Origin of the sequence: Erythrobacter sp. (assembly GCF_024305245.1) — a bacterium.
Taxonomy (GTDB): Bacteria; Pseudomonadota; Alphaproteobacteria; order Sphingomonadales; family Sphingomonadaceae; genus Erythrobacter.
On the sequence record NZ_JAMWYX010000003.1, the window covers coordinates 132726 to 151385 of the forward strand.

The 18660-nt window shown below is 64.3% G+C and carries 19 protein-coding genes; 13 read left to right on the top strand and 6 right to left on the bottom strand.

The genetic code is table 11. The annotated features are described in order from the left end of the window. The first annotated feature begins 13 nt into the window (after positions 1-13). The 9 genes from Q0L48_RS05385 (at position 14) to Q0L48_RS05425 (ending at position 8876) form a co-directional block, all read left to right on the top strand. On the top strand, positions 14-1213 hold the full coding sequence (locus Q0L48_RS05385) for a parallel beta-helix domain-containing protein (protein WP_296718172.1): 1200 nt from the start codon (positions 14-16) through the stop codon (positions 1211-1213). Beyond that, on the top strand, positions 1210-2226 hold the full coding sequence (locus Q0L48_RS05390) for an SO2930 family diheme c-type cytochrome (RefSeq protein ID WP_296718174.1): 1017 nt from the start codon (positions 1210-1212) through the stop codon (positions 2224-2226). The genes Q0L48_RS05385 and Q0L48_RS05390 overlap by 4 nt, the downstream gene beginning before the upstream one ends. Beyond that, positions 2223-3209 (top strand): alpha/beta hydrolase, encoded by a 987-nt coding sequence (locus Q0L48_RS05395; protein WP_296718176.1) that lies wholly within the window; start codon positions 2223-2225, stop codon positions 3207-3209. The genes Q0L48_RS05390 and Q0L48_RS05395 overlap by 4 nt, the downstream gene beginning before the upstream one ends. A 102-nt stretch (positions 3210-3311) precedes the next feature. Beyond that, on the top strand, positions 3312-4016 hold the full coding sequence (locus tag Q0L48_RS05400; RefSeq protein WP_296718178.1) for an aspartate/glutamate racemase family protein: 705 nt from the start codon (positions 3312-3314) through the stop codon (positions 4014-4016). 302 nt (positions 4017-4318) lie between these two features. After that, positions 4319-5485 carry a deoxyguanosinetriphosphate triphosphohydrolase gene (locus tag Q0L48_RS05405; RefSeq protein WP_296718180.1) on the top strand — a complete coding sequence of 389 codons (1167 nt, stop codon included), beginning with the start codon at positions 4319-4321 and terminating at the stop codon, positions 5483-5485. Further along, positions 5478-6194 carry an NAD(P)H-binding protein gene (locus tag Q0L48_RS05410; protein ID WP_296718182.1) on the top strand — a complete coding sequence of 239 codons (717 nt, stop codon included), beginning with the start codon at positions 5478-5480 and terminating at the stop codon, positions 6192-6194. The genes Q0L48_RS05405 and Q0L48_RS05410 overlap by 8 nt, the downstream gene beginning before the upstream one ends. Next, the gene (locus Q0L48_RS05415; protein WP_367274007.1) at positions 6191-6643 is read left to right on the top strand and encodes an ABA4-like family protein; all 453 of its coding nucleotides are present in this window, start codon (positions 6191-6193) and stop codon (positions 6641-6643) included. The genes Q0L48_RS05410 and Q0L48_RS05415 overlap by 4 nt, the downstream gene beginning before the upstream one ends. 71 nt (positions 6644-6714) lie before the next feature. Then, positions 6715-8280, top strand: coding sequence for a long-chain-fatty-acid--CoA ligase (locus Q0L48_RS05420; protein WP_296718185.1), 1566 nt, complete (start codon positions 6715-6717; stop codon positions 8278-8280). After that, positions 8277-8876 (top strand): DUF938 domain-containing protein, encoded by a 600-nt coding sequence (locus tag Q0L48_RS05425; protein ID WP_296718186.1) that lies wholly within the window; start codon positions 8277-8279, stop codon positions 8874-8876. The genes Q0L48_RS05420 and Q0L48_RS05425 overlap by 4 nt, the downstream gene beginning before the upstream one ends. 2 nt (positions 8877-8878) lie before the next feature. Here the strand turns inward: Q0L48_RS05425 and Q0L48_RS05430 are convergent, their stop codons facing one another. The 3 genes from Q0L48_RS05430 to Q0L48_RS05440 form a co-directional block, all read right to left on the bottom strand. Next, complete coding sequence (locus Q0L48_RS05430; RefSeq protein ID WP_296718189.1) at positions 8879-9010, bottom strand: Entericidin EcnA/B family protein; 132 nt, start codon at positions 9008-9010, stop codon at positions 8879-8881. A gap of 94 nt (positions 9011-9104) precedes the next feature. Continuing rightward, positions 9105-9233, bottom strand: a complete 129-nt coding sequence (locus tag Q0L48_RS05435; protein WP_296718191.1) for a hypothetical protein — start codon at positions 9231-9233, stop codon at positions 9105-9107. A 60-nt stretch (positions 9234-9293) separates the two neighbouring features. Further along, positions 9294-10241, bottom strand: a complete 948-nt coding sequence (locus Q0L48_RS05440) for a DMT family transporter (protein ID WP_296718192.1) — start codon at positions 10239-10241, stop codon at positions 9294-9296. 28 nt (positions 10242-10269) lie between these two features. Here Q0L48_RS05440 and Q0L48_RS05445 point away from each other — a divergent pair, with 28 nt between their 5' ends. Further along, on the top strand, positions 10270-10512 hold the full coding sequence (locus Q0L48_RS05445; RefSeq protein WP_296718195.1) for a hypothetical protein: 243 nt from the start codon (positions 10270-10272) through the stop codon (positions 10510-10512). 115 nt (positions 10513-10627) lie between these two features. Here Q0L48_RS05445 and Q0L48_RS05450 read toward each other — a convergent pair whose 3' ends face one another. After that, the gene (locus Q0L48_RS05450) at positions 10628-12163 is read right to left on the bottom strand and encodes a CpaF family protein (protein WP_296718196.1); all 1536 of its coding nucleotides are present in this window, start codon (positions 12161-12163) and stop codon (positions 10628-10630) included. Between the two features lie 177 nt (positions 12164-12340). Here Q0L48_RS05450 and Q0L48_RS05455 point away from each other — a divergent pair, with 177 nt between their 5' ends. The 3 genes from Q0L48_RS05455 (at position 12341) to Q0L48_RS05465 (ending at position 17593) form a co-directional block, all read left to right on the top strand. After that, a complete protein-coding gene (locus tag Q0L48_RS05455; protein WP_296718199.1) occupies positions 12341-13264 on the top strand; it encodes a DMT family transporter in 924 nt (307 codons plus the stop codon). A 52-nt stretch (positions 13265-13316) separates the two neighbouring features. Continuing rightward, positions 13317-15152, top strand: a complete 1836-nt coding sequence (gene glmS / locus Q0L48_RS05460; RefSeq protein ID WP_296718201.1) for a glutamine--fructose-6-phosphate transaminase (isomerizing) — start codon at positions 13317-13319, stop codon at positions 15150-15152. An 86-nt stretch (positions 15153-15238) separates the two neighbouring features. Then, positions 15239-17593 carry an EAL domain-containing protein gene (locus Q0L48_RS05465; protein WP_296718203.1) on the top strand — a complete coding sequence of 785 codons (2355 nt, stop codon included), beginning with the start codon at positions 15239-15241 and terminating at the stop codon, positions 17591-17593. Positions 17594-17614: 21 nt separating this feature from the next. On the opposite strand, the gene purQ is transcribed toward Q0L48_RS05465, so the two are convergent. Next, a complete protein-coding gene (gene purQ, locus Q0L48_RS05470) occupies positions 17615-18304 on the bottom strand; it encodes a phosphoribosylformylglycinamidine synthase subunit PurQ (RefSeq protein ID WP_296718205.1) in 690 nt (229 codons plus the stop codon). Next, positions 18304-18543, bottom strand: a complete 240-nt coding sequence (purS, locus tag Q0L48_RS05475) for a phosphoribosylformylglycinamidine synthase subunit PurS (protein WP_296718208.1) — start codon at positions 18541-18543, stop codon at positions 18304-18306. The genes purQ and purS overlap by 1 nt, the downstream gene beginning before the upstream one ends. Positions 18544-18660: the final 117 nt, after the last annotated feature.

Below are 18660 nucleotides of genomic sequence, written 5' to 3' on the forward strand. Positions count from 1 at the left end.
GAGGGAGACAATTATGAACCGATTGGCACTTGCCGCCGTGTTGCTTGCGACAGCAGCACCGCTCGCCGCCGAAACCCACCGGGTCGAACCGGGCGAGGGCGCGGCCACCCGCTTGCAGGAGGCGCTGATCCTTGCCGCCCCCGGCGACGTGATCGAGCTTGGCGCGGGTCGCTTCACCCTCACTGATGGCCTCAGCCTCGATGTCGACGGGGTGACGGTGCGCGGGGCGGGGATGGCAGAGACCGTGCTGGATTTCACCGATCAACAGGGCGCGGGCGAAGGGCTGCTGGTTACCAGCGACAACGTTACCTTGCGCGACTTCGCGGTCGAAAACGCCAAGGGCGACGGGATCAAGTCCAAGGGCGCCGACAACATCATCTATGCGGGCATCCGGGTCGAATGGACCGGCGGACCCAAGGAAACCAACGGCGCCTATGGCATCTATCCGGTGGAAAGCACCGGGGTGCTGGTGCGCAACTCGATCGTTTCGGGGGCCTCGGATGCTGGCATCTATGTTGGCCAGAGCCGCGACATCTCGGTGCAGGGCAACGTGGTCAAATTCAACGTCGCCGGGATCGAGATCGAGAACAGCCGCAATGCGTTGGTCGAAGGTAACATCGCCACCCGGAACACGGGCGGTCTACTGGTGTTCGACCTGCCCGGTCTGCCGGTAATGAACGGCGGCAACGTGATACTGCGCAACAATATCGTGCTCGACAACGACACCCCCAACTTCGCGCCGCCCGGCAATATTGTCGCCAGCGTCCGGCGCGGCACCGGCGTGCTGGTGATGGCAAATGACGGCGTGCTGATCGAAAACAACAGGTTCGATGGCAACGCCACCGCCCATGTCATGGTGATCGCCTATACCCAGCCCTTCGAGGATCCGCGCTACAATCCCCATGCGCGAAACGTGATGATCGGCACCAACGCCTTCGGACGCGGCGGAGATGATCCGCAGCTTGACGGCAAGGAGCAACTGCTCGCGGCCTTTGGCGGAGCGCTGCCGCCGGTGCTGTGGGACGGGTTGTCCGAAACCCCGGGCAATGCGCTGAAGATCGCGCCGGGGGTGACGGGCTGGTCGCTCAATCTGTCGCAAGTCGGTCAGAGCGTTGCCGAGGCACAGCCGGGCCCGCTGATGCTGACCCCGACTGAGAAAGCGGCCTTCCCCGAAGTCGGCGCGCCTGCGGAACTGGAGGCGCGGCTGAAGTGAGGCTGGGCGCTGGCCTGCTCGCGGCAAGCCTGCTCGCGTTGGGCGGGGCGGTTGCCCACGCCCACCTCGACGCGCCGCAAGTGTCCGACGCGGCGGTGACGGGAGCGGGCTTTCCCAGCGCGCTGTCAGAGTTCGGCATCTTCGCCGATGCTGCGCGGCAGGTGCCGGCGCCAGGCGTTACGCCTTACACGCTCAACACCCCGCTGTGGTCGGACGGAGCGGACAAGCTGCGCTTCATCTACCTGCCCGAAGGCACGCAGCTGACCGCCGACGGAGAGGGCCTGCTGCAATTCCCCGTCGGCGCGGCGATCATCAAGACCTTTGCCTTCGGAGAGGGCGAGGCGCGCCGGTTGATCGAAACCCGCGTGCTGCTGCACCGCGCGGATGGCTGGCTGGCGCTGCCCTATCGCTGGAATGCCGAGCAGACCGAGGCTAGCCTCGCGCTGGCAGGCGGGCGGGTCGATCTGGTGACGCCCGCCGGTGAGGCGATCTCCTACGCCATTCCCAACAAGAACCAGTGCAAGTCCTGTCACGGCAAGGACGGGCAGGTGATCCCCATCGGCCCCAAGGCGCGCAATCTGTCCGCTGAATGGCTGGGGCAGGCGTCGGCAGGGGGATTGCTCGATCACGTGCCTGCGGGCGGCGACCTGCTGCCCGACTGGCGCGCCCACGCGACCGGCCCCGCAGCGCCGCTTGCCCGCGCCTATCTCGATGTGAACTGCGCCCATTGTCACCAGCCGGGCGGGGGCGCTTCGAACAGCGGCCTCGACTTGCGGTGGGAGCAGGATGATGCGCACGCGCTCGGCATCATGAAGCGCCCAGTCGCCGCCGGACGCGGGGCGGGCGGGCATGATTTCTCGATTCTGCCCGGCCAGCCCGACGCCTCGATCCTGCTTTACCGCATGAACAGCGCCGAACCCGGCGTCGCCATGCCCGAACTGGGCAAGGCCAGCGTCGACCACGAAGGCGGGGCCGTTGTGCGCCGCTGGATTCTGGAGATGAAACAGCAATGAAATGGGTCTGGCGCGGATTGCTCGCGCTTCTCGGCATCCTCGTGATCGCCTTTCTGGTCTTCCGCACGCCGGATACCAACGCGGCTGAAATGCGCGCCAAATATGGGGGGCAGCCTTCGCAATTCGTCGATATCGGCGGCGGCGTGACTGTCCACCTGCGCGACGAAGGGCCGCGTGACGCGCCCGCGATCATCCTGCTGCATGGCTCCAACGCCGATCTGCACACGTGGGAGCCGTGGGTGGCGGCGCTGAAGGACGATTACCGGGTGATCCGCTTCGATCAGGTCGGACACGGGTTGACCGGCCCCGATCCGGCGCATGATTACAGCCGCGCCAATTACGTCGCCGATATTGCGGAAGTTGCCGACGCGCTCGGGCTGGATCGCTTCATCCTCGGCGGCAATTCGATGGGCGGCAAACACGCGCTGGCCTTTGCGGTTGCCCATCCGCAGCGGGTGGCAGGGCTGGTGCTGGTCGATGCCAGCGGCGGGCCGATGCTGAATCTGGACGAGAAGGAGGACGACAGTTCCAGCGGCAATATCGGCTTCGCAATTGCGCAGACGCCGGGGATCAATCTGCTGGTCGAACAGATCACGCCGCGCAGTCTTATCGCGCAGAGCCTCGAACAAAGCGTTTCAGTCAAATCTGTTGCCAGCGAGGCGGCGGTGGATCGCTATTGGGAACTGCTGCGCTATCCGGGCAACCGCCGCGCGACGTTGAAGCGCTTCTCGCAAGCCTATGATCCGTTGACCGAAGCCGAGATTGCAGGTGTCACCGTGCCGACGCTGATCCTGTGGGGCGATGAAGATCGGCTGATCCCGGTCGAGGCCGGGCGCTGGCTCGATAAGGTCATGCCCGCCAGCACCCTGGTGGTGTACCCGAACATCGGCCACCTGCCGCAGGAAGAAGCGGTCGAGCAAACGCTGGGCGATCTTGCGCCGTGGCTCGACGCGCTGACCACAGAAGCAGCGCCCACCGAATAGTCCGCAGCGCGCTGTTTGGCCTATGGACGCGGGGGCAGCTTCCTCGCTACATCCGTTCGCAAGTGCACAAGGAATCGGCACACACAATCGAAGGAACGGCGTTTGCGCAAATTGGGGATCATCGGCGGCATGAGCTGGGTGTCGACGGCCATGTATTACGACCGGATCAACCGCATCGTCCAGAAACGCGCCGCGCCGATGGCCAGTGCACCACTGCTGATCGAAAGCCTCGATTTCTGCCAGCTCTATGCGCTGGTCGAGGAACGCGACTGGCAGCGCGCGGCAAGCGTGTTGATCGACAGCGCGCGGCGGCTCGAAGGGGCCGGGGCAGAAGCGCTGATCATCGGTGCCAATTCGATGCACCGGTTGTACGATGATGTCGCGGCGAGCGTGAACATCCCGATCCTGCACATTGCCGAATATGTCGGCATGACGATGAAGCGCGCCGGACACACCAACGCCGCGTTGATCGGCACGCGCAACGTGATGACCGAAAGCTTCTATCGCAAGCGTTTGGTCGCGCACGGCATCGACCTGCTTCCGCCCAACATGGAATTTGTCGCGATGCTCGACAAGATCATTTACGACGAGTTGATGGTCGGCAAAGTGACGCGCGAGGCGCAGCGGACGCTCAAGACGATCATCACCAACAAGGCGCAGGAAGGGGCCGAGGCAATCGTGCTGGCCTGCACCGAACTCGATCTGGTGGTCGATGTCGACGCCAACGTCCTTCCGGTATTCGACAGCACCAGAATTCACTGCGAAGCGGCGGCCAACTGGATTCTCGATCAGGAAGGGGTGCATTAGTCACCGCTTCGTCTCTAAACTGAAACGTTCTGGCGCAGCGGCCTATTGCAAGGGATGCAACCGTAAACAACGCTGCCTATGTGCCGCCGCGGAATTTGGCACAACTTACGGCGTGCTGGTTCCGGGCCTTCGGGTCGCACCGACAGGCCCATGGGGCCGCTCTCCTTCCCCCCCAATCACCGGTGAGTGGCCCCATAATTCCCCCGCTTCAGGCGAGGATCGGCAGTTTCCTGAGCATTTGAACGATGTTTTGCATCTGTTCCCGTTGAGCCGATGCTCCGGCTGACCTAATCGCTGCAGCCGTGACCAATCGCTCCCCCTACGCTGCCGACCCCGAGGCCCACGGGCCACGCGAGTGGGGCGGCAAGACCGCTGGCGAGCGCCGCGGCCCGCGCAGCGCCTTTCAACGCGATCGCGACCGGATCATCCATTCGATGAGCTTTCGGCGCCTGAAGTCCAAGACGCAGGTGTTCATCGCGCCCGATGGCGATCACTATCGCACCCGTCTTACCCACAGCCTTGAGGTCGCGCAGATCGGGCGGGTGATCGCCCGCGCGCTGGGGCTGGACGAGGATCTGACCGAGGCGCTGTGTCTGGCACACGATCTGGGCCACCCGCCCTTCGGCCACGCGGGCGAGGCGGCGCTGTCGCAATCGATGGAGCGGCATGGCGGGTTTTGCCACAATGCGCAGGCGCTGCGCACGGTGATGCGGATCGAATGCCCCTATCCCGCGCATGACGGGCTGAACCTGACGTGGGATCTGCTTGAAGGGCTGGCCAAGCATAATGGCCCGGTGATTGCCCCCAACTGGGCGCTGGCCGAACTCGACGCGGCTTTCCCGCTGATGCTGGGCACCTGGCCCTCGCTCGAAGCGCAGGTGGCGGCGGTGGCGGACGATATCGCCTATGACAATCACGACATCGACGACGGGCTGCGGGCCGGGTTTCTCGAGCTCGACGATCTCCTGACGCTCGATTTCCTCGCAGACCAGTGGCGGACGGTCGAAAAGCGCTTTCCCGATGCGCCGCGTGAGCGTTTGCTGCGCGAGATGGTGCGCGATCAGATCGGCCTGATGGTGAACGACGTGCTCGAACACACGGCGGCGCAGGTGAAGGGGCTGCGCTCGGTCACCGACGTGCGCGAGGCAGGGCGGCAGCTTGCAGGCTTTTCTCCGACAATGGCCGAGCAGGAGCGGCGGCTGAAGGCTTTCATGTACGAACGGCTGTATTATCATCCCGAACAGGTCGCCGCTGCCGAACGCGCGCGCGATGTTGTTGCCCGCCTGTTCGCCGCCTATTCGCAGGATGCGCGCCTGATGCCCGAAGATTGGCAAGCGCGGCTACCACGGCAGGAACCCCAGCGCAGCCGGATGATCGCTGATTTCATCGCCGGGATGAGCGATCGCTTTGCCATGCAGGCCTGCAGCGCGATCTATGGCGAACGACCCGCCGGGCTGATCAATGTCTGAAACGCGCGGCCCGGCACGTATCGCGCTGGTCGGCGCGACGGGGCTGATCGGCCGCGCGGTGATCGAGCGCGCCAGCGCCAGCGACGACGTGAGGATTGTGGGCGTGGCCCGGCGCGAAGCCCCGCTGCCGGCAGGCGCGCGGATGGAAATGTTCGTCGCCGAACCGGACAAGTGGGGCGAGGTGTTCGAAGCGGTGCGCCCGCGTGCGCTGATCTGTGCGCTGGGCACGACGTGGAAGAAGGCAGGACGCGATGAAGCCGCGTTTCGCAGCGTCGATCACGATCTGGTGCTGGCAACGGCGCAGGCGGCCCACCGTGCGGGCGTCCCCAACATGGTGCTGGTCAGCGCCGCCGGAGCTGATCCGCGCGCCAAAAGCCTCTACATGCGGGTGAAGGGCGAAACCGAAGCGGCGTTATCGAAGGTCGGGTTCAAGCGATTGGATATTTTTCACCCCGGCTTGCTCAGGGGCGAGCGGGTCGACGATCTGCGTTTTGCCGAGCGCGCAGCGCTGATTGCGGCACCGCTGGTCGATCCGCTGTTGTCGGGATCGTGGCAACGGTTCCGTTCGATCGAAGCCGGGCTGGTGGCCGAAGCGGCGCTCAGCCTGGCGCTTCGCCGTGCGGGCGGGCGCTTTACCCACGACAACGAAGCGATGCGCCGCGCTGCGAGGCAGTGGCGGCAGGTGCACGACATGGAGGCGGCGGAATGATCGACTGGGATGCACTGTTCGGAATGGTCAATCTGCTCGCGCTGATCGCATGGACGGTGCTGATCCTGCTGCCGCGCTGGCCGGCGCTGCTTTCGGGCGTGATGTACGGAGGCGTCGGCCTGCTGTGCCTGATCTATGCCGCGACGATGATCGGCGTGGTGAGCGGGCTGATCCCCAACCCAGAGGGCGGCGGCGCGGATTTCACCAGTATCGAGGGCGTTCAGGCGATCTTCGCTACGCGCGCGGGCGTTACCATCGGGTGGACGCATTACCTCGCCTTCGATCTGTTCGTCGGCCTGTGGATCGCGCGCGACGGCGATGCGAAGAATGTTTCGCGGCTCATCCAGGCCCCGATCCTGCTGGCGACCTTCATGGCCGGGCCGCTGGGCCTGCTGATCTGGCTGGGCGTGCGCGAGCCTGCTGCGCGCAAACAGGGCCGCTTTCGCTGATTCGCTGCTGGACCGCATCGCTCAACATCGCTTAACCTCTGCCCCAACAGCTTTTGGGAGAGAGCAAGGTCATGGGCGAAATTGCGCAGCACGAGTTGATCACCCTCGAGGAGATCCTGATCCACTGGGCTGCGACCCAGCCCGATGCGCTGGCGATGGAAGGTGTGGGCCTCAGCTACACCTACGGCGAAACCGAGGTGCTGACGCGCAAGATCATCGCCCTGTTCCAGTCGCGTGGCATTGCGCCGGGGGACCGGGTGGCGTTTCTGGGCAAGAACAGCCCGGTCTATGGGCTGATGCTGTGCGCCTGCATGCGGTACGGCGCGGTGATGGCCCCGGTGGGCTGGCGGCTGGCCCCGCGCGAGATCGCCTATATCCTCGGCGATACCGGCGCAAAGCTGCTGGTTGCTACGGATGATTTCATGGATATGGCGCGCACCGCGATGGCGAGCATGGACGCAGCGCCCGATCTGATGTCCGCCGATGCGATGCTGGCCGAACTGGCCGGGCTGGAGCCTGCCCGATACACGCCGGCAGGCCCGGACGATGCGATCCTGCAGCTCTATACCAGCGGCACGACCGGCAATCCGAAGGGCGCAACCCTGTCCAACCGCAATCTGTGCCAACTGCGGGTCGAAGGCATTCGTGCGGGCCTGACCTATTACACCGATTACCGCGCGGGCGATTGCATGCTGGTGGTGATGCCGATCGCGCATATTGGCGGCACCGGATCAGTCATGATGGGGCTGGAGAGCGGTATTCGCGTGGCGTTCGAGCCCGAATTTACCCCCGACGGGGTGATCGACGCCGTGGTTGCGGGGACGACGCATATGTTCCTAGTCCCTGCCGCGCTGCAATTCATGATCCAGCACCCGCGCGCGGGTTCGACCGATTTCTCCAATCTGCGCTATTTCATGTACGGCGCTGCGCCGATGCCGCTCGAATTGCTCAAGCAGGCGGTGGCCACCATGCCGAACACGCAGTTCCTGCAGGTCTACGGGATGACCGAGACGACCGGCACGATCTCGATGCTTCCGCCCGAGGATCACTCGCTCGAAGGCAATCAACGGATGCGCTCTGCGGGCAAGGCGCTGCCGGGCGTGCGGATCGAAGTGCGCGGGCCGGACAATGTTGAAGTGCCGCGCGGTGATATCGGCGAGGTGTGCATTCATTCGCCGTCCAACACCGCCGGATACTGGAAGCTGCCAGAGGCGACCGCCAGCACGATCGATCCCGATGGCTGGCTGCACACCGGCGATGCCGGGATCATGGACGAAGACGGCTACGTATACATTCAGGACCGCATCAAGGACATGATCATCTCCGGCGGCGAGAACGTCTACCCGGCGGAAGTGGAGAGCGCGATCTACGGCCATCCCGCCATCGCCGAGGTCGCGGTGATCGGCATACCGAGCGCCACGTGGGGCGAGGAGGTCAAGGCCTGCGTCGTCGCCAAACCCGGCCACGAGATCGACGAGGCCGACGTGATCGCCTGGGCGCGCGAACGCATCGCCGCGTTCAAGGCGCCCAAAACCGTCGATGTCATCCCGATGATGCCGCGCAACGCCAGCGGCAAGATCCTGCGCCGCGAACTGCGCGCGCCGTTCTGGGAAGGGCAGGAGCGGCAGGTTTCGTGAGCGACAAGCAGCACGCCCCCGCCACCCTGCGCAACCGCGAGCCGATTGCCGCTGTGCTGGAACGCGAACTGCCCGCGAGCGGTACCGTGCTTGAAATTGCCGCAGGTACGGGGGAACATGCGGTGTTCTTCGCGACCCGTTTTCCGGCGCTGCAATGGCAACCGACCGATCCTTCGCCCGAGGCGCTGGCTTCGATCGCGGCGTATCGCGAGGACTACGCGGGCGGCAATCTTGCTGCGCCGCTGCTGCTCGATGCAGCGGCACCGGAAAGCTGGCCGGTCACCAACGCTGACGCAATATTGTGCATCAACATGGTGCATATCAGCCCGTGGGAAGCGACTATCGGCCTGTTCCGGGGTGCGGCGCAGGTTTTGCGCGACAGCGCGGGCGCTTTGATTCTCTACGGCCCGTTTATCGAGCAGGGCATCGAAACCGCAGCTTCGAACCGCGAATTCGACGCAAGCCTGAAAGCACGCGATGCACGTTGGGGGCTACGCGAAGCGGACGCGCTGGATCGCCTTGCCGCCGAACACGGCATGGCCCGCAGCGCACGTCATGCACTGCCGGCCAATAATATCATGCTGATTTACAGATAAAATCAGTCGATCGCGCGCTTGCCCGCCTTGCCGACCGACTTGATATCGTCACCAAGGCCATCGACCGTGTTGCAGGCGGTCGCGGTCAGCGACAGGGCAGCGAGGACGGCGGCTACAAGCACATTGCGAATCATTGTCTGGTCCTTTCGGTCAATCGTCTTACGATCAACGCACGGACTTGCATAAATATTCCTCGCAATCACGTGAAGCGCCATCCTCGCGTGCAGGTCAGATTTCTTCTTCGACCGTGTTGGATGCCGATTGCAGGTCTTCGCCAGCGCCTTCAACCGTGTTGCAGGCTGCTGCGGTAAGGGCGAGAGTGCCGGCGACGAGTGCGGTAAGGGTGGTACGAATCATGTCATGCTCCTTCTTGCGTGCATGACGATGAAACAGGATGCGGCCCCCGCGTGTTCCATTTTATGCGGCGGGATGCGCCCGGGCGCGGGCGAGTTGCCGTTCGCGCCAGGCGATCAGCACGCCTGCGCCGATAATCAGTGGCGCACCCAGCCACAGGCTTGCCGGTGCGGCGCGATCAAATACGTAATAGCCGTAGAAACTGGCCCATAGCAGCGCGGTATAATCCATCAGCAGGATCACCGCCGCCGATCCGAACCGCAGCGAGGTGGTGAGCAGCATCTGCGCGGCGGCTCCGGTCAGCGCCATCAGCAGGATGATCCCCCACGTCACCGGATCATGTGCCGCTATCACGAAAGGCAGCGCCAACGCGGCGACGGGCGTGCTGAGCGCGGTGAACCAGAAAACGATGCTCCACGGATTTTCGGTGGTGTTGAGATCCTGGATCTGGAAGCTGATGAACGCCACCACGGCGGGCGCGATCAGGCCGACCACCACGCCGGTCAACGTCACGCCTTCTACTGCCGCGCTGCCGGGCTGCATCACCACCAGCACGCCGGCAAAGCCGATCACCACGGCTGACCAGCGATAGCGGCCGATTTTCTCGCCGAACAACACCATCGCGATCAGCACCGCAAAGATCGGCGCGGTGAAGCTCAATGTGGTCGCTTCCGCCAGCGGCAGCAGCAGCACCGCGCCATAGGTGAACAGCATACCGACAAGGCCGGTCGCCGCGCGCCGTCCGTGGGCGCCAAGCCTGCGCGTGCGCAGCAGCGAAAGCCGGCCCGCGACCGCGAGGCCCGTCCCCAGCAGTGCCACAGTGAGCAGTTGCCGCCAGAAAATCAGCTCGATCAGATGCGCGCCGCGTTCTCCCGCCAGCTTGACCAGCATCGCCATAGTCGCAAGCGCAAGCGCGGTGGCCAGGCGGACGCCGAGCGCAAGCAGCGGGCGGGGGCGAGCGATCGAGCCATCCATCACCAGCCGCTTGGCCCAGCGCCGGGGATTGCGCAAGCGCGGCCACGCCCTACATCAGCGCGCCATGGAATTTCTCGCCCGCTTTGCGCTTCTGAGCGACGCCGCGCAGCTCGCCTTAACCGGCGGGCTGTTCTGGGCGTTCGCGGCGTTTGCCGGGGTGATGGAGCGGCGGCGGATGAAGCGGCGCGACGTGTCCCGGCTCGAACAGGTCGGCTGGGTGCCGTGGCTGGGCCTGTTCATGTCGGCGGCGATCATCGGCGGCGGGATGCTGGCGATGAGCCTGCCGGTTGTGATCGGGGGGATGTAGGCGCGGACACTGTTGCGCGAGCACGCAGACCGAACGAACCCGCAGGGTTCGCAAGGCCAACCGGCCGCCGGCCGGTTAGGCCGAACAATCCGGGCCGGACGGCCCGGATCGCGTGTCAGAGACACGCCTCAAGATACGCCTGATCGAACCCGAATTGCCGCGCTTTTTCGAGCGTATAGGGGCGCAGGCCCGAGGCGCGGAATTCGCCGAGGATCTTGCCGTCTTCGCTCTCGTCGAGATATTCGAACTTGAACAGTTCCTGCGTCACGATCACGTCGCCTTCCATCCCGATCACTTCAGTGATGTTGGTGGTGCGGCGTGAACCGTCGCGCAGACGCTTCACCTGCACGATCAGATCGACCGATTCGGCGATCTGGCGGCTGATGGCTTCCTTGGGGATCTTGATGTCGCCCATCAGGATCATGTTTTCCATACGGCCAAGGCATTCGCGCGGGCTGTTGGCGTGGAGCGTACACATCGAACCATCGTGACCGGTGTTCATTGCGGCCAGAAGGTCGAAACATTCCGCGCCGCGGATTTCGCCGAGGATGATGCGGTCAGGACGCATACGCAGGGCGTTCTTCACAAGGTCGCCGATGGTGATCGCGCCTTGCCCTTCAAGGTTCGGCGGACGCGTTTCCAGCGGCAGCCAGTGCGGCTGCTGCAGGCGGAGTTCGGCCGCGTCTTCGATGGTCAGCACGCGCTCGCCGGGGTCGATCATCTTCGACATGGCGTTGAGCATCGTCGTTTTACCCGAGCCCGTACCGCCCGAAATCACGATGTTCATCCGGCACGCGCCCGCGATTTTCAGCGCGGTGCACATCTTGTCCGACATCGAGCCGAAGTCGCGCAGCATATCGAGCGTGATCGGCTTTTCGGAAAACTTACGAATCGAGATCGCGGTGCCGCGCAAGCTGAGCGGCGGCACGATCACGTTCACACGCGAGCCGTCCTTGAGACGGGCGTCAGCCAGCGGCGTGGTCTGGTCGACGCGGCGGCCGACCTGGTTCACAATTCGCTGGGCGATCTGGAACAGATGCTGTTCGTCGCGGAACCGGATCGGGGCGAGGGTGAGCTTGCCCTTCTTTTCGATGTAGGTCTGATCCGGGCCGTTGACCATGATGTCGGTGACGTCGGGATCGTTGAGCAATTCTTCGAGCGGGCCGAAGCCGAGCAGCTCGTCGATCAGCACCTTTTCCAGCGCGAATTGTTCGCGCCGGTTCAGTGTGACCTTCAGTTCGGCCAGCACTTCAAGGATGATCGGGCGGAATTCTTCGGAGAGTTCCTCCTTCGACAGCGTCGCCGCTGCTTCGGGGTCAACGCGTTCGAGCAGGCGCGGAAGCACCTGTTCCTTGATCTTGTGGACGCTGGCTTCAAAGCCGCCGACCTCGGAATTGCCTTCATTGACCGCAGTCATGCGCTCGTTGAGGCGATCGAGCGCTTCGGCGCTGTTTGCGGGGCGGCTGTTCGAGGGCGCGGGTGCCGGGGCGGCCTTGGCCTCCTCGCCGGGCAGCGGCGGAAACTGCTCGCCGCCGCGTTGCCCTGCCGCGGAATTGCCGCCGGCTCCCTTCATTGGCCGGGCGACCCCGAAAGCCGGCCTGCCGCCGGCCTTCAGTCCGCCAGCATTGCCCTTCTTGCCGAATGCGCTCATTCCCAGCCCCCAAGGCTTGTCATCATGTTCTGAACCCTTGCCGCTAATCGTGCGAAAGGTGTCTTCCGAAAAATGGTGAATAAGCAGGAAAGCTTATTTTTTCCCTAAGACGCGCAGGCCGGATCGGCTGGTGGAAGTGGATTGTGCTGGCGCTCCGGCGGTCCTAGGCGGTGCCGCATGAACAATCAGCACCGCACCGGATTGGGCTTTGCCGTGGCGGGTTTCGCGCTCCTTTCGGTGGGGGATGCGGTGGTCAAATCAATGGCCGATGACTGGCCGGCTTTTGCGGTCGCGGCCTTGCGGTTTTCGCTTGGGGCGCTGGGTCTTTCGCTGCTGCTGCTCAGGAGCGAGGGGCCGCCTGCGTTTGTGCCGCAGAGTCCCTGGCTGCAGGCGGCCCGCGGCCTGTGTCTGGCAGTGGCTTCGGTCTGCTTCTTTTCGGCGGTTTACCTGATGCCGCTGGCCGAGGCGATGGCGATCGCCTTTCTTTCGCCGGTGCTGACGCAGGTTCTGGCCGGTGTGCTGCTGGGCGAACGGATGGAGCGCCGCGTATGGGCGGCGTCGCTGATCGCGCTGTGCGGGGTTGCCATCGTGCTGCGGCCCAACCTTGCCGAACTCGGGCTGGCGGCGCTGCTGCCGCTGGTTTCCGCACTTTTCTTCGCTCTGATGATGGTCGCCAACCGCGCGAGTGCGGGGCAGGGCAGCGCGCTATCGATGCAGGTTTTCATCGCCGGGTTGTGCGCCCCGCTGCTGATTGCGGGTGCGATCATGGCAAAGGTTTCGGGCGTTCCCGCGCTCGATTTCGGATGGCCGGCGTGGGATGTGGTGGCACGCTGCGCGGTCGTTGCGGTGACAGCCAGCAGCGCGCACTGGCTGGTCTATATCGGCACCGCCAGGGCAGGCGCGGCGCAGATTGCTCCGGCGGTTTATGTACAGATGCTGGTGGCAATCGTGCTCGGCTGGTGGTGGTTCGGTGATCGGCCGGATATCTACACGCTTGCAGGGGCCGGGCTGATCGTGGCTTCGGGCCTGTATCTTTGGCGCGGCTCCGCGCGCAAGGCTCCGGGCAAAGCCCAAAGCAAAGCCTTGCCGATGAAGCGCTAATGGCTAGAGCGTTGAACCGCGCTCGGGGCATCAAGAAAGGACAGGCAAGGCAATGTGCGGCATTATCGGGATCGTGGGCAGTTCCAGCGTGGCCGATCGGCTGGTCGATGGCCTGCGGCGGATGGAATATCGCGGCTATGACAGCGCCGGAATCTGCACGCTGCATGATGGCGCGCTGGTGCGCCGCCGGGCGGAAGGCAAGCTTGCCAATCTCGCCCGCGTGCTGGCGAGCGACCCTGCTCCCGGCACGATCGGCATTGCGCATACCCGGTGGGCGACCCACGGCGCGCCGACGTCGGCCAATGCCCATCCGCACGCGACTGGCGAAGTGGCCATCGTTCACAACGGCATCATCGAAAACTACAAGGAATTGCGCGCCGAACTGGCTGCCGCCGGGCGCGTGTTCGAAAGCGAAACCGATAGCGAGGTGGTCGCGCACCTCGTTTCCGCCGAGGTCGAGCGCGGGGCCGAGCCTGCCGAAGCGGTACGCGAAGTGCTGCCGCGTCTGCGCGGAGCATTCGCGCTCGCCATCGCGTTCCGCCAGCATCCCGGTCTGCTGATCGGCGCGCGGCTCGGTTCGCCGCTGGTGCTGGGCTATGGCCCGGAGGGTGAGGATGCCGAGATGTATCTAGGCTCCGATGCACTGGCACTTGCCCCGCTGACCCAGCGCATCGCCTATCTCGAAGAGGGCGATTGGGTGGTGGTGCAGCGCGACAGCGCGCAGATTTACGACGGCGAAAACCAGCCCGTCACCCGCGAAATCCGCGCCTCGGGCGCATCGGCGGCGGCGGTGGAGAAGGGCAATTACCGCCATTTCATGCAGAAGGAGATCTTCGAGCAGCCGACCGTGGTGGCGCAGACGCTTGGCTCCTATCTCCGGCGCTCGGACAATTCGGTGGCGCTGCCGCAGATGGATGTCGATCTTTCGCAGGTGCGCCGGCTGACGATCGTCGCCTGCGGGACATCATACTATGCCGGGATGGTGGCGAAATACTGGTTCGAGCAATTCGCCCGCGTGCCGGTCGATATCGATGTCGCTTCGGAATTCCGCTACCGCGATCCTGTGCTGGAGGAGGGCGGCCTTGCGCTGTTCATCTCGCAGAGCGGGGAGACGGCCGATACGCTCGCCGCGCTGCGCCATTGCAAGGCCAATGGGCAGACCATCGCGGTGGTCGTCAACGTGCCGACCAGCACCATGGCACGCGAGGCCGATCTGCTGCTGCCGACCCATGCCGGGCCGGAAATCGGCGTCGCATCGACTAAGGCATTCACCTGCCAGCTTGCCGTACTGGCGGCGCTGGCGGCGCATATGGCGGTGAAGAAGGGCAAATTGTCGCGCGAGCAGGAGGCCGGGATCGTGCACCACCTGCTTGAAGCGCCAGCCGCGCTCAATGCGGCGCTCGATCATGATGACGATATTGCCGCCATGGCGCACCTGATCGCCCCGGCGCGTGACGTGCTGTATCTCGGGCGTGGACAGGATTATCCGTTGGCGCTCGAAGGGGCGCTGAAGCTCAAGGAAATCAGCTATATCCATGCCGAAGGCTATGCCGCAGGCGAAATGAAGCACGGGCCGATTGCGCTGATCGACGAAGCCGTGCCGGTGGTGGTGATCGCGCCTTCCGGGCCTCTGTTCGAAAAGACCGTGTCCAACATGGAAGAAGTCCGCGCGCGCGGCGGGCAGGTGGTGCTGATTTCCGATGCCAAGGGCCTCGAAGCCGCCAGCGAGGGCTGCATCGCCACGATCGAAATGCCGGTGGTGCACCCGCTGATTATGCCGCTGGTCTATGCCATCCCGGTGCAATTGCTCGCCTATCACGTTGCGGTGGTGAAGGGCACGGATGTCGACCAGCCGCGCAATCTCGCCAAGTCGGTTACGGTCGAATAGTGAGAAGCGTGAAAATGCCTATCGCAATCAATGCTGTCTCGCAGGAATTTACCGCAACCTAACCTTTGGTGGTTAATGGCCGCGGGGTGACCGAACCGCACGCCCCGCCTGTCATTCCGCAGCCCGCTGACCTCCCGGTTTCGGCCATCCTCGGCCTATCGGGCAAGGGTGATCTGGACTGGTCACGAATACGCGGTTTGCAATATCCGGCGCTTGCGAAGCTCGCGTTCTACCGGCTTTACGTGCACGCGATCCTCGCAACCTTCGTGGCGCAAATCTATATCTCCAAGGTCGGCGTCGCCGGAATGGCGGTGTGGATGTTGGCACTGCTGGCGATCCAATGGCGCGGAAAGCGGATCGATCTGTCGCTGGCCGATGCCGATAGGCGGCGGGTAACCCGCTCCGAATTCCTCAGGCAGGCGAGCACTGCGGTGCTATCGGGGCTGGTCTGGTCCGCCGCAATTGTGGCGTTTCCATTCTTCGGCACGCCCGATGACCTGATGGCCTTCATGATGATCGTGGTCATCCTGACCTCGGGATCGGTGTTCTTCTTCACTGCGGCCCCGTTCGGCATTGTCTGCTTCATCACTTTGATCTGCCTCGCTGCGATGCTCCAACTCGCGGTCGCCGACATGTGGCATTCTGCCGTCGCGATGCTGCTGTTCCTGATCGTCGGGCTGCTCGGTTCGATCGAGGTGGGGCGCACGTTCCTGACCGCCCGATTTGCCGAAGCTCTGGTGACCGAGAAGGAAGAGGTCGTCTCGCTTCTGCTGCGCGAGTTCGAGGAGAACGAGGCGGACTGGCTTTGGGAAGTCGATGTCGCGCGGCGTCTGCGTTCGGTCAGCCCGCGCTTTGCCTTTGCGCTCGGCCGTCCGCAGGTGGAGGTCGAGGGAATGCCCCTGCTTGAACTGGTCGCCGGCCGGAGCTGGCAAAGCGGGCAGTTCCCGGCCAGTCTTCACGACCTGGCCGAACGGCTCAAGAACCGGGAGAACTTCTCCAATATTCTGGTGCAGGTCTCGATTCTCGGTGAGGAGCGCTGGTGGGAGCTTTCGGGCACGCCGATCCGGGATGATCGCGGACGTTTTGCCGGTTTTCGCGGGGTCGGCTCGGACGTGACCGAGCAGCGCGCCTCATCCGAAAAGATCGCCTATCTGGCGCGGTTCGACACTCTGACCCATCTTCCCAACCGTTTGCAACTGACCGAAGCTTTGGGCGAGGCGCTACGCCATGCCGAACAGTGGCGCACGCGCGGGGCGCTGCTGATGGTCGATCTCGACCGGTTCAAATCGGTCAATGATTCGCTGGGCCACATGACCGGCGACAAGCTGCTGGCGCAGGTGGCAGCACGGCTCAAATCGCTGATGGGCGAAAACCAGTTGTGCGGACGGCTCGGCGGCGACGAATTCGCCATCGTGATCCGCGATCTTCACAGTGTCGATGACATTGATCGCCTCGCCGCGCGGATCGTCGAACGACTTTCCGAACCATATCAGGTCGATCATCACACGTTATATGTCGGTGCCAGCGTCGGATCTGCGATCGGCCCGCGCGATGGCAATACGGTCGAAGAACTGATGCGCAATGCCGACCTTGCGCTCTACGGCGCCAAGGATACCGGCGGAGGCGAGCATCGCCGCTTCGAACCGATGCTGCACGCCTTTGCCGAGGAACGCCGCCAGCTGGAGGTGGCGCTGCGCAAGGCGCTGGGGCGCGACGAGATGGAGCTGCATTATCAGCCGGTGGTGGATTCGCGCAGTGAAGCCGTGGTGAGTTTCGAAGCGCTGGTGCGTTGGAACAGCGCCGATCACGGCTTTATCAGCCCCGGCAAGTTCATCCCGCTGGCCGAAGATACACGGCTGATAGTCCCGATCGGCAGATGGGTGATGCGCAAGGCCTGCGAGGAAGCGCGCAACTGGCCCGAACACATCAAGGTCAACGTCAACGTGTCGCCCGAACAGCTGCTGGAACCCACCTTCCACGAGGAAGTGGTCGAGGCGCTGGCGGCAAGCGGTCTCAAGCCCGAGCGGCTGGAGGTCGAGGTGACCGAAAGCATCTTCCTGCGCGATGCCAGCGTGGCGCGCAATGCGCTGGAACAGGTGATGGCGCTGGGTTGCTCGGTCGCGCTTGACGATTTCGGGACGGGCTATTCCTCGCTGGGCTACATCCGCAAGCTTCGCTTTTCGACGATCAAGGTGGATCGCACCTTCGTGCAGGGCGCCGCGCAGGGGAGCAAGGAAAGCCTTGCGATCATCAATGCTGTGGTCGCGATGGCCAAAAGCCTCGACATGACCACCACCGCAGAAGGGGTGGAAACCGCCGAGGAGGCCGAGCTGATCCGCAATCTGGGCTGCGACAAGATCCAGGGCTATTACTTCGGCCGGCCGATGCCCAGCCAAGACGCGCTGCGCCTGTTCAGCAATCCGCAGCAGCTGCGCGCCTGACCTGCAGGCGCGCGCCGCCGATCAGGCGGTGGCCAGTGACGCCAGGATATTGTCAAACAAGCGGCGACCGTCGGTCCCGCCCAGCGCGTTCACAGCCGCCGGTTCAATCGCGCGTTCGGGATGCGGCATCATGCCGAGCACCCGTCCGTTAGCGCTCAGCACCCCGGCAATGTCGCGCGCCGACCCGTTGCAGTTCTGCGCGTACCGGAAAGCGATGCGTCCTTCACCTTCGAGCCGGTCGAGCGTTGCTTCGTCGGCGAAGTAATTGCCGTCATGATGCGCGACCGGCACGCGCAGGGTTTCGTCCGCCGCAAAGCCGCTCGTGAACAGCGAATCGGTGTTTGCGACCTGCAATTCGACCGTCCGGCAGACGAACCGCTGGCCGGCATTGCGCATCAGCGCGCCGGGCAGCAACCGCGCTTCGGTAAGCACCTGAAATCCGTTGCACACGCCCAGCACCGGCACGCCGCGCCCTGCGGCGGCGACCACGGCGCGCATGATCGGGCTCATCGCCGCCATCGCGCCCGACCGCAGGTAATCGCCATAGGAAAACCCGCCGGGCAGCGCGATAAGGTCGAGCCGGTCGGGCAGGTCGGCATCGCCGTGCCACACCCGCAGCGCAGGCTGGCCCGAAACCGCCTCCAACGCCGTCACCATGTCGCGATCGCAATTCGAGCCGGGAAAGGTGACGACGGCGGCGCGGAAGCCCATTATGCGCCCCCTTCGGTTTCGATCGTGAAGTTCTCGATCACGGTATTGGCGAGCAGCTTTTCGCACATCTCGTTCAGTGCCGCCGGATCGGTTCCGTCAGCGACATCGAGTTCGATCAACCGGCCGATCCGCACATCCTCCACCCCGGCAAATCCCAGACCTTCGAGCGCGTGATGCACCGCACGCCCCTGCGGGTCGAGCACGCCGGGCTTCAATCGGACAAGGACGCGGACTTTCATGGACGGGGCTCCTCGGGCGGGTCGAGCGTGGTTTGGCGCCGCTATAACGTTCCCGCGTTCTGGCGCAATCATATCGCGACGGGTTGTTCACTGCCCGTGGGACACCGTCTGGTGAAC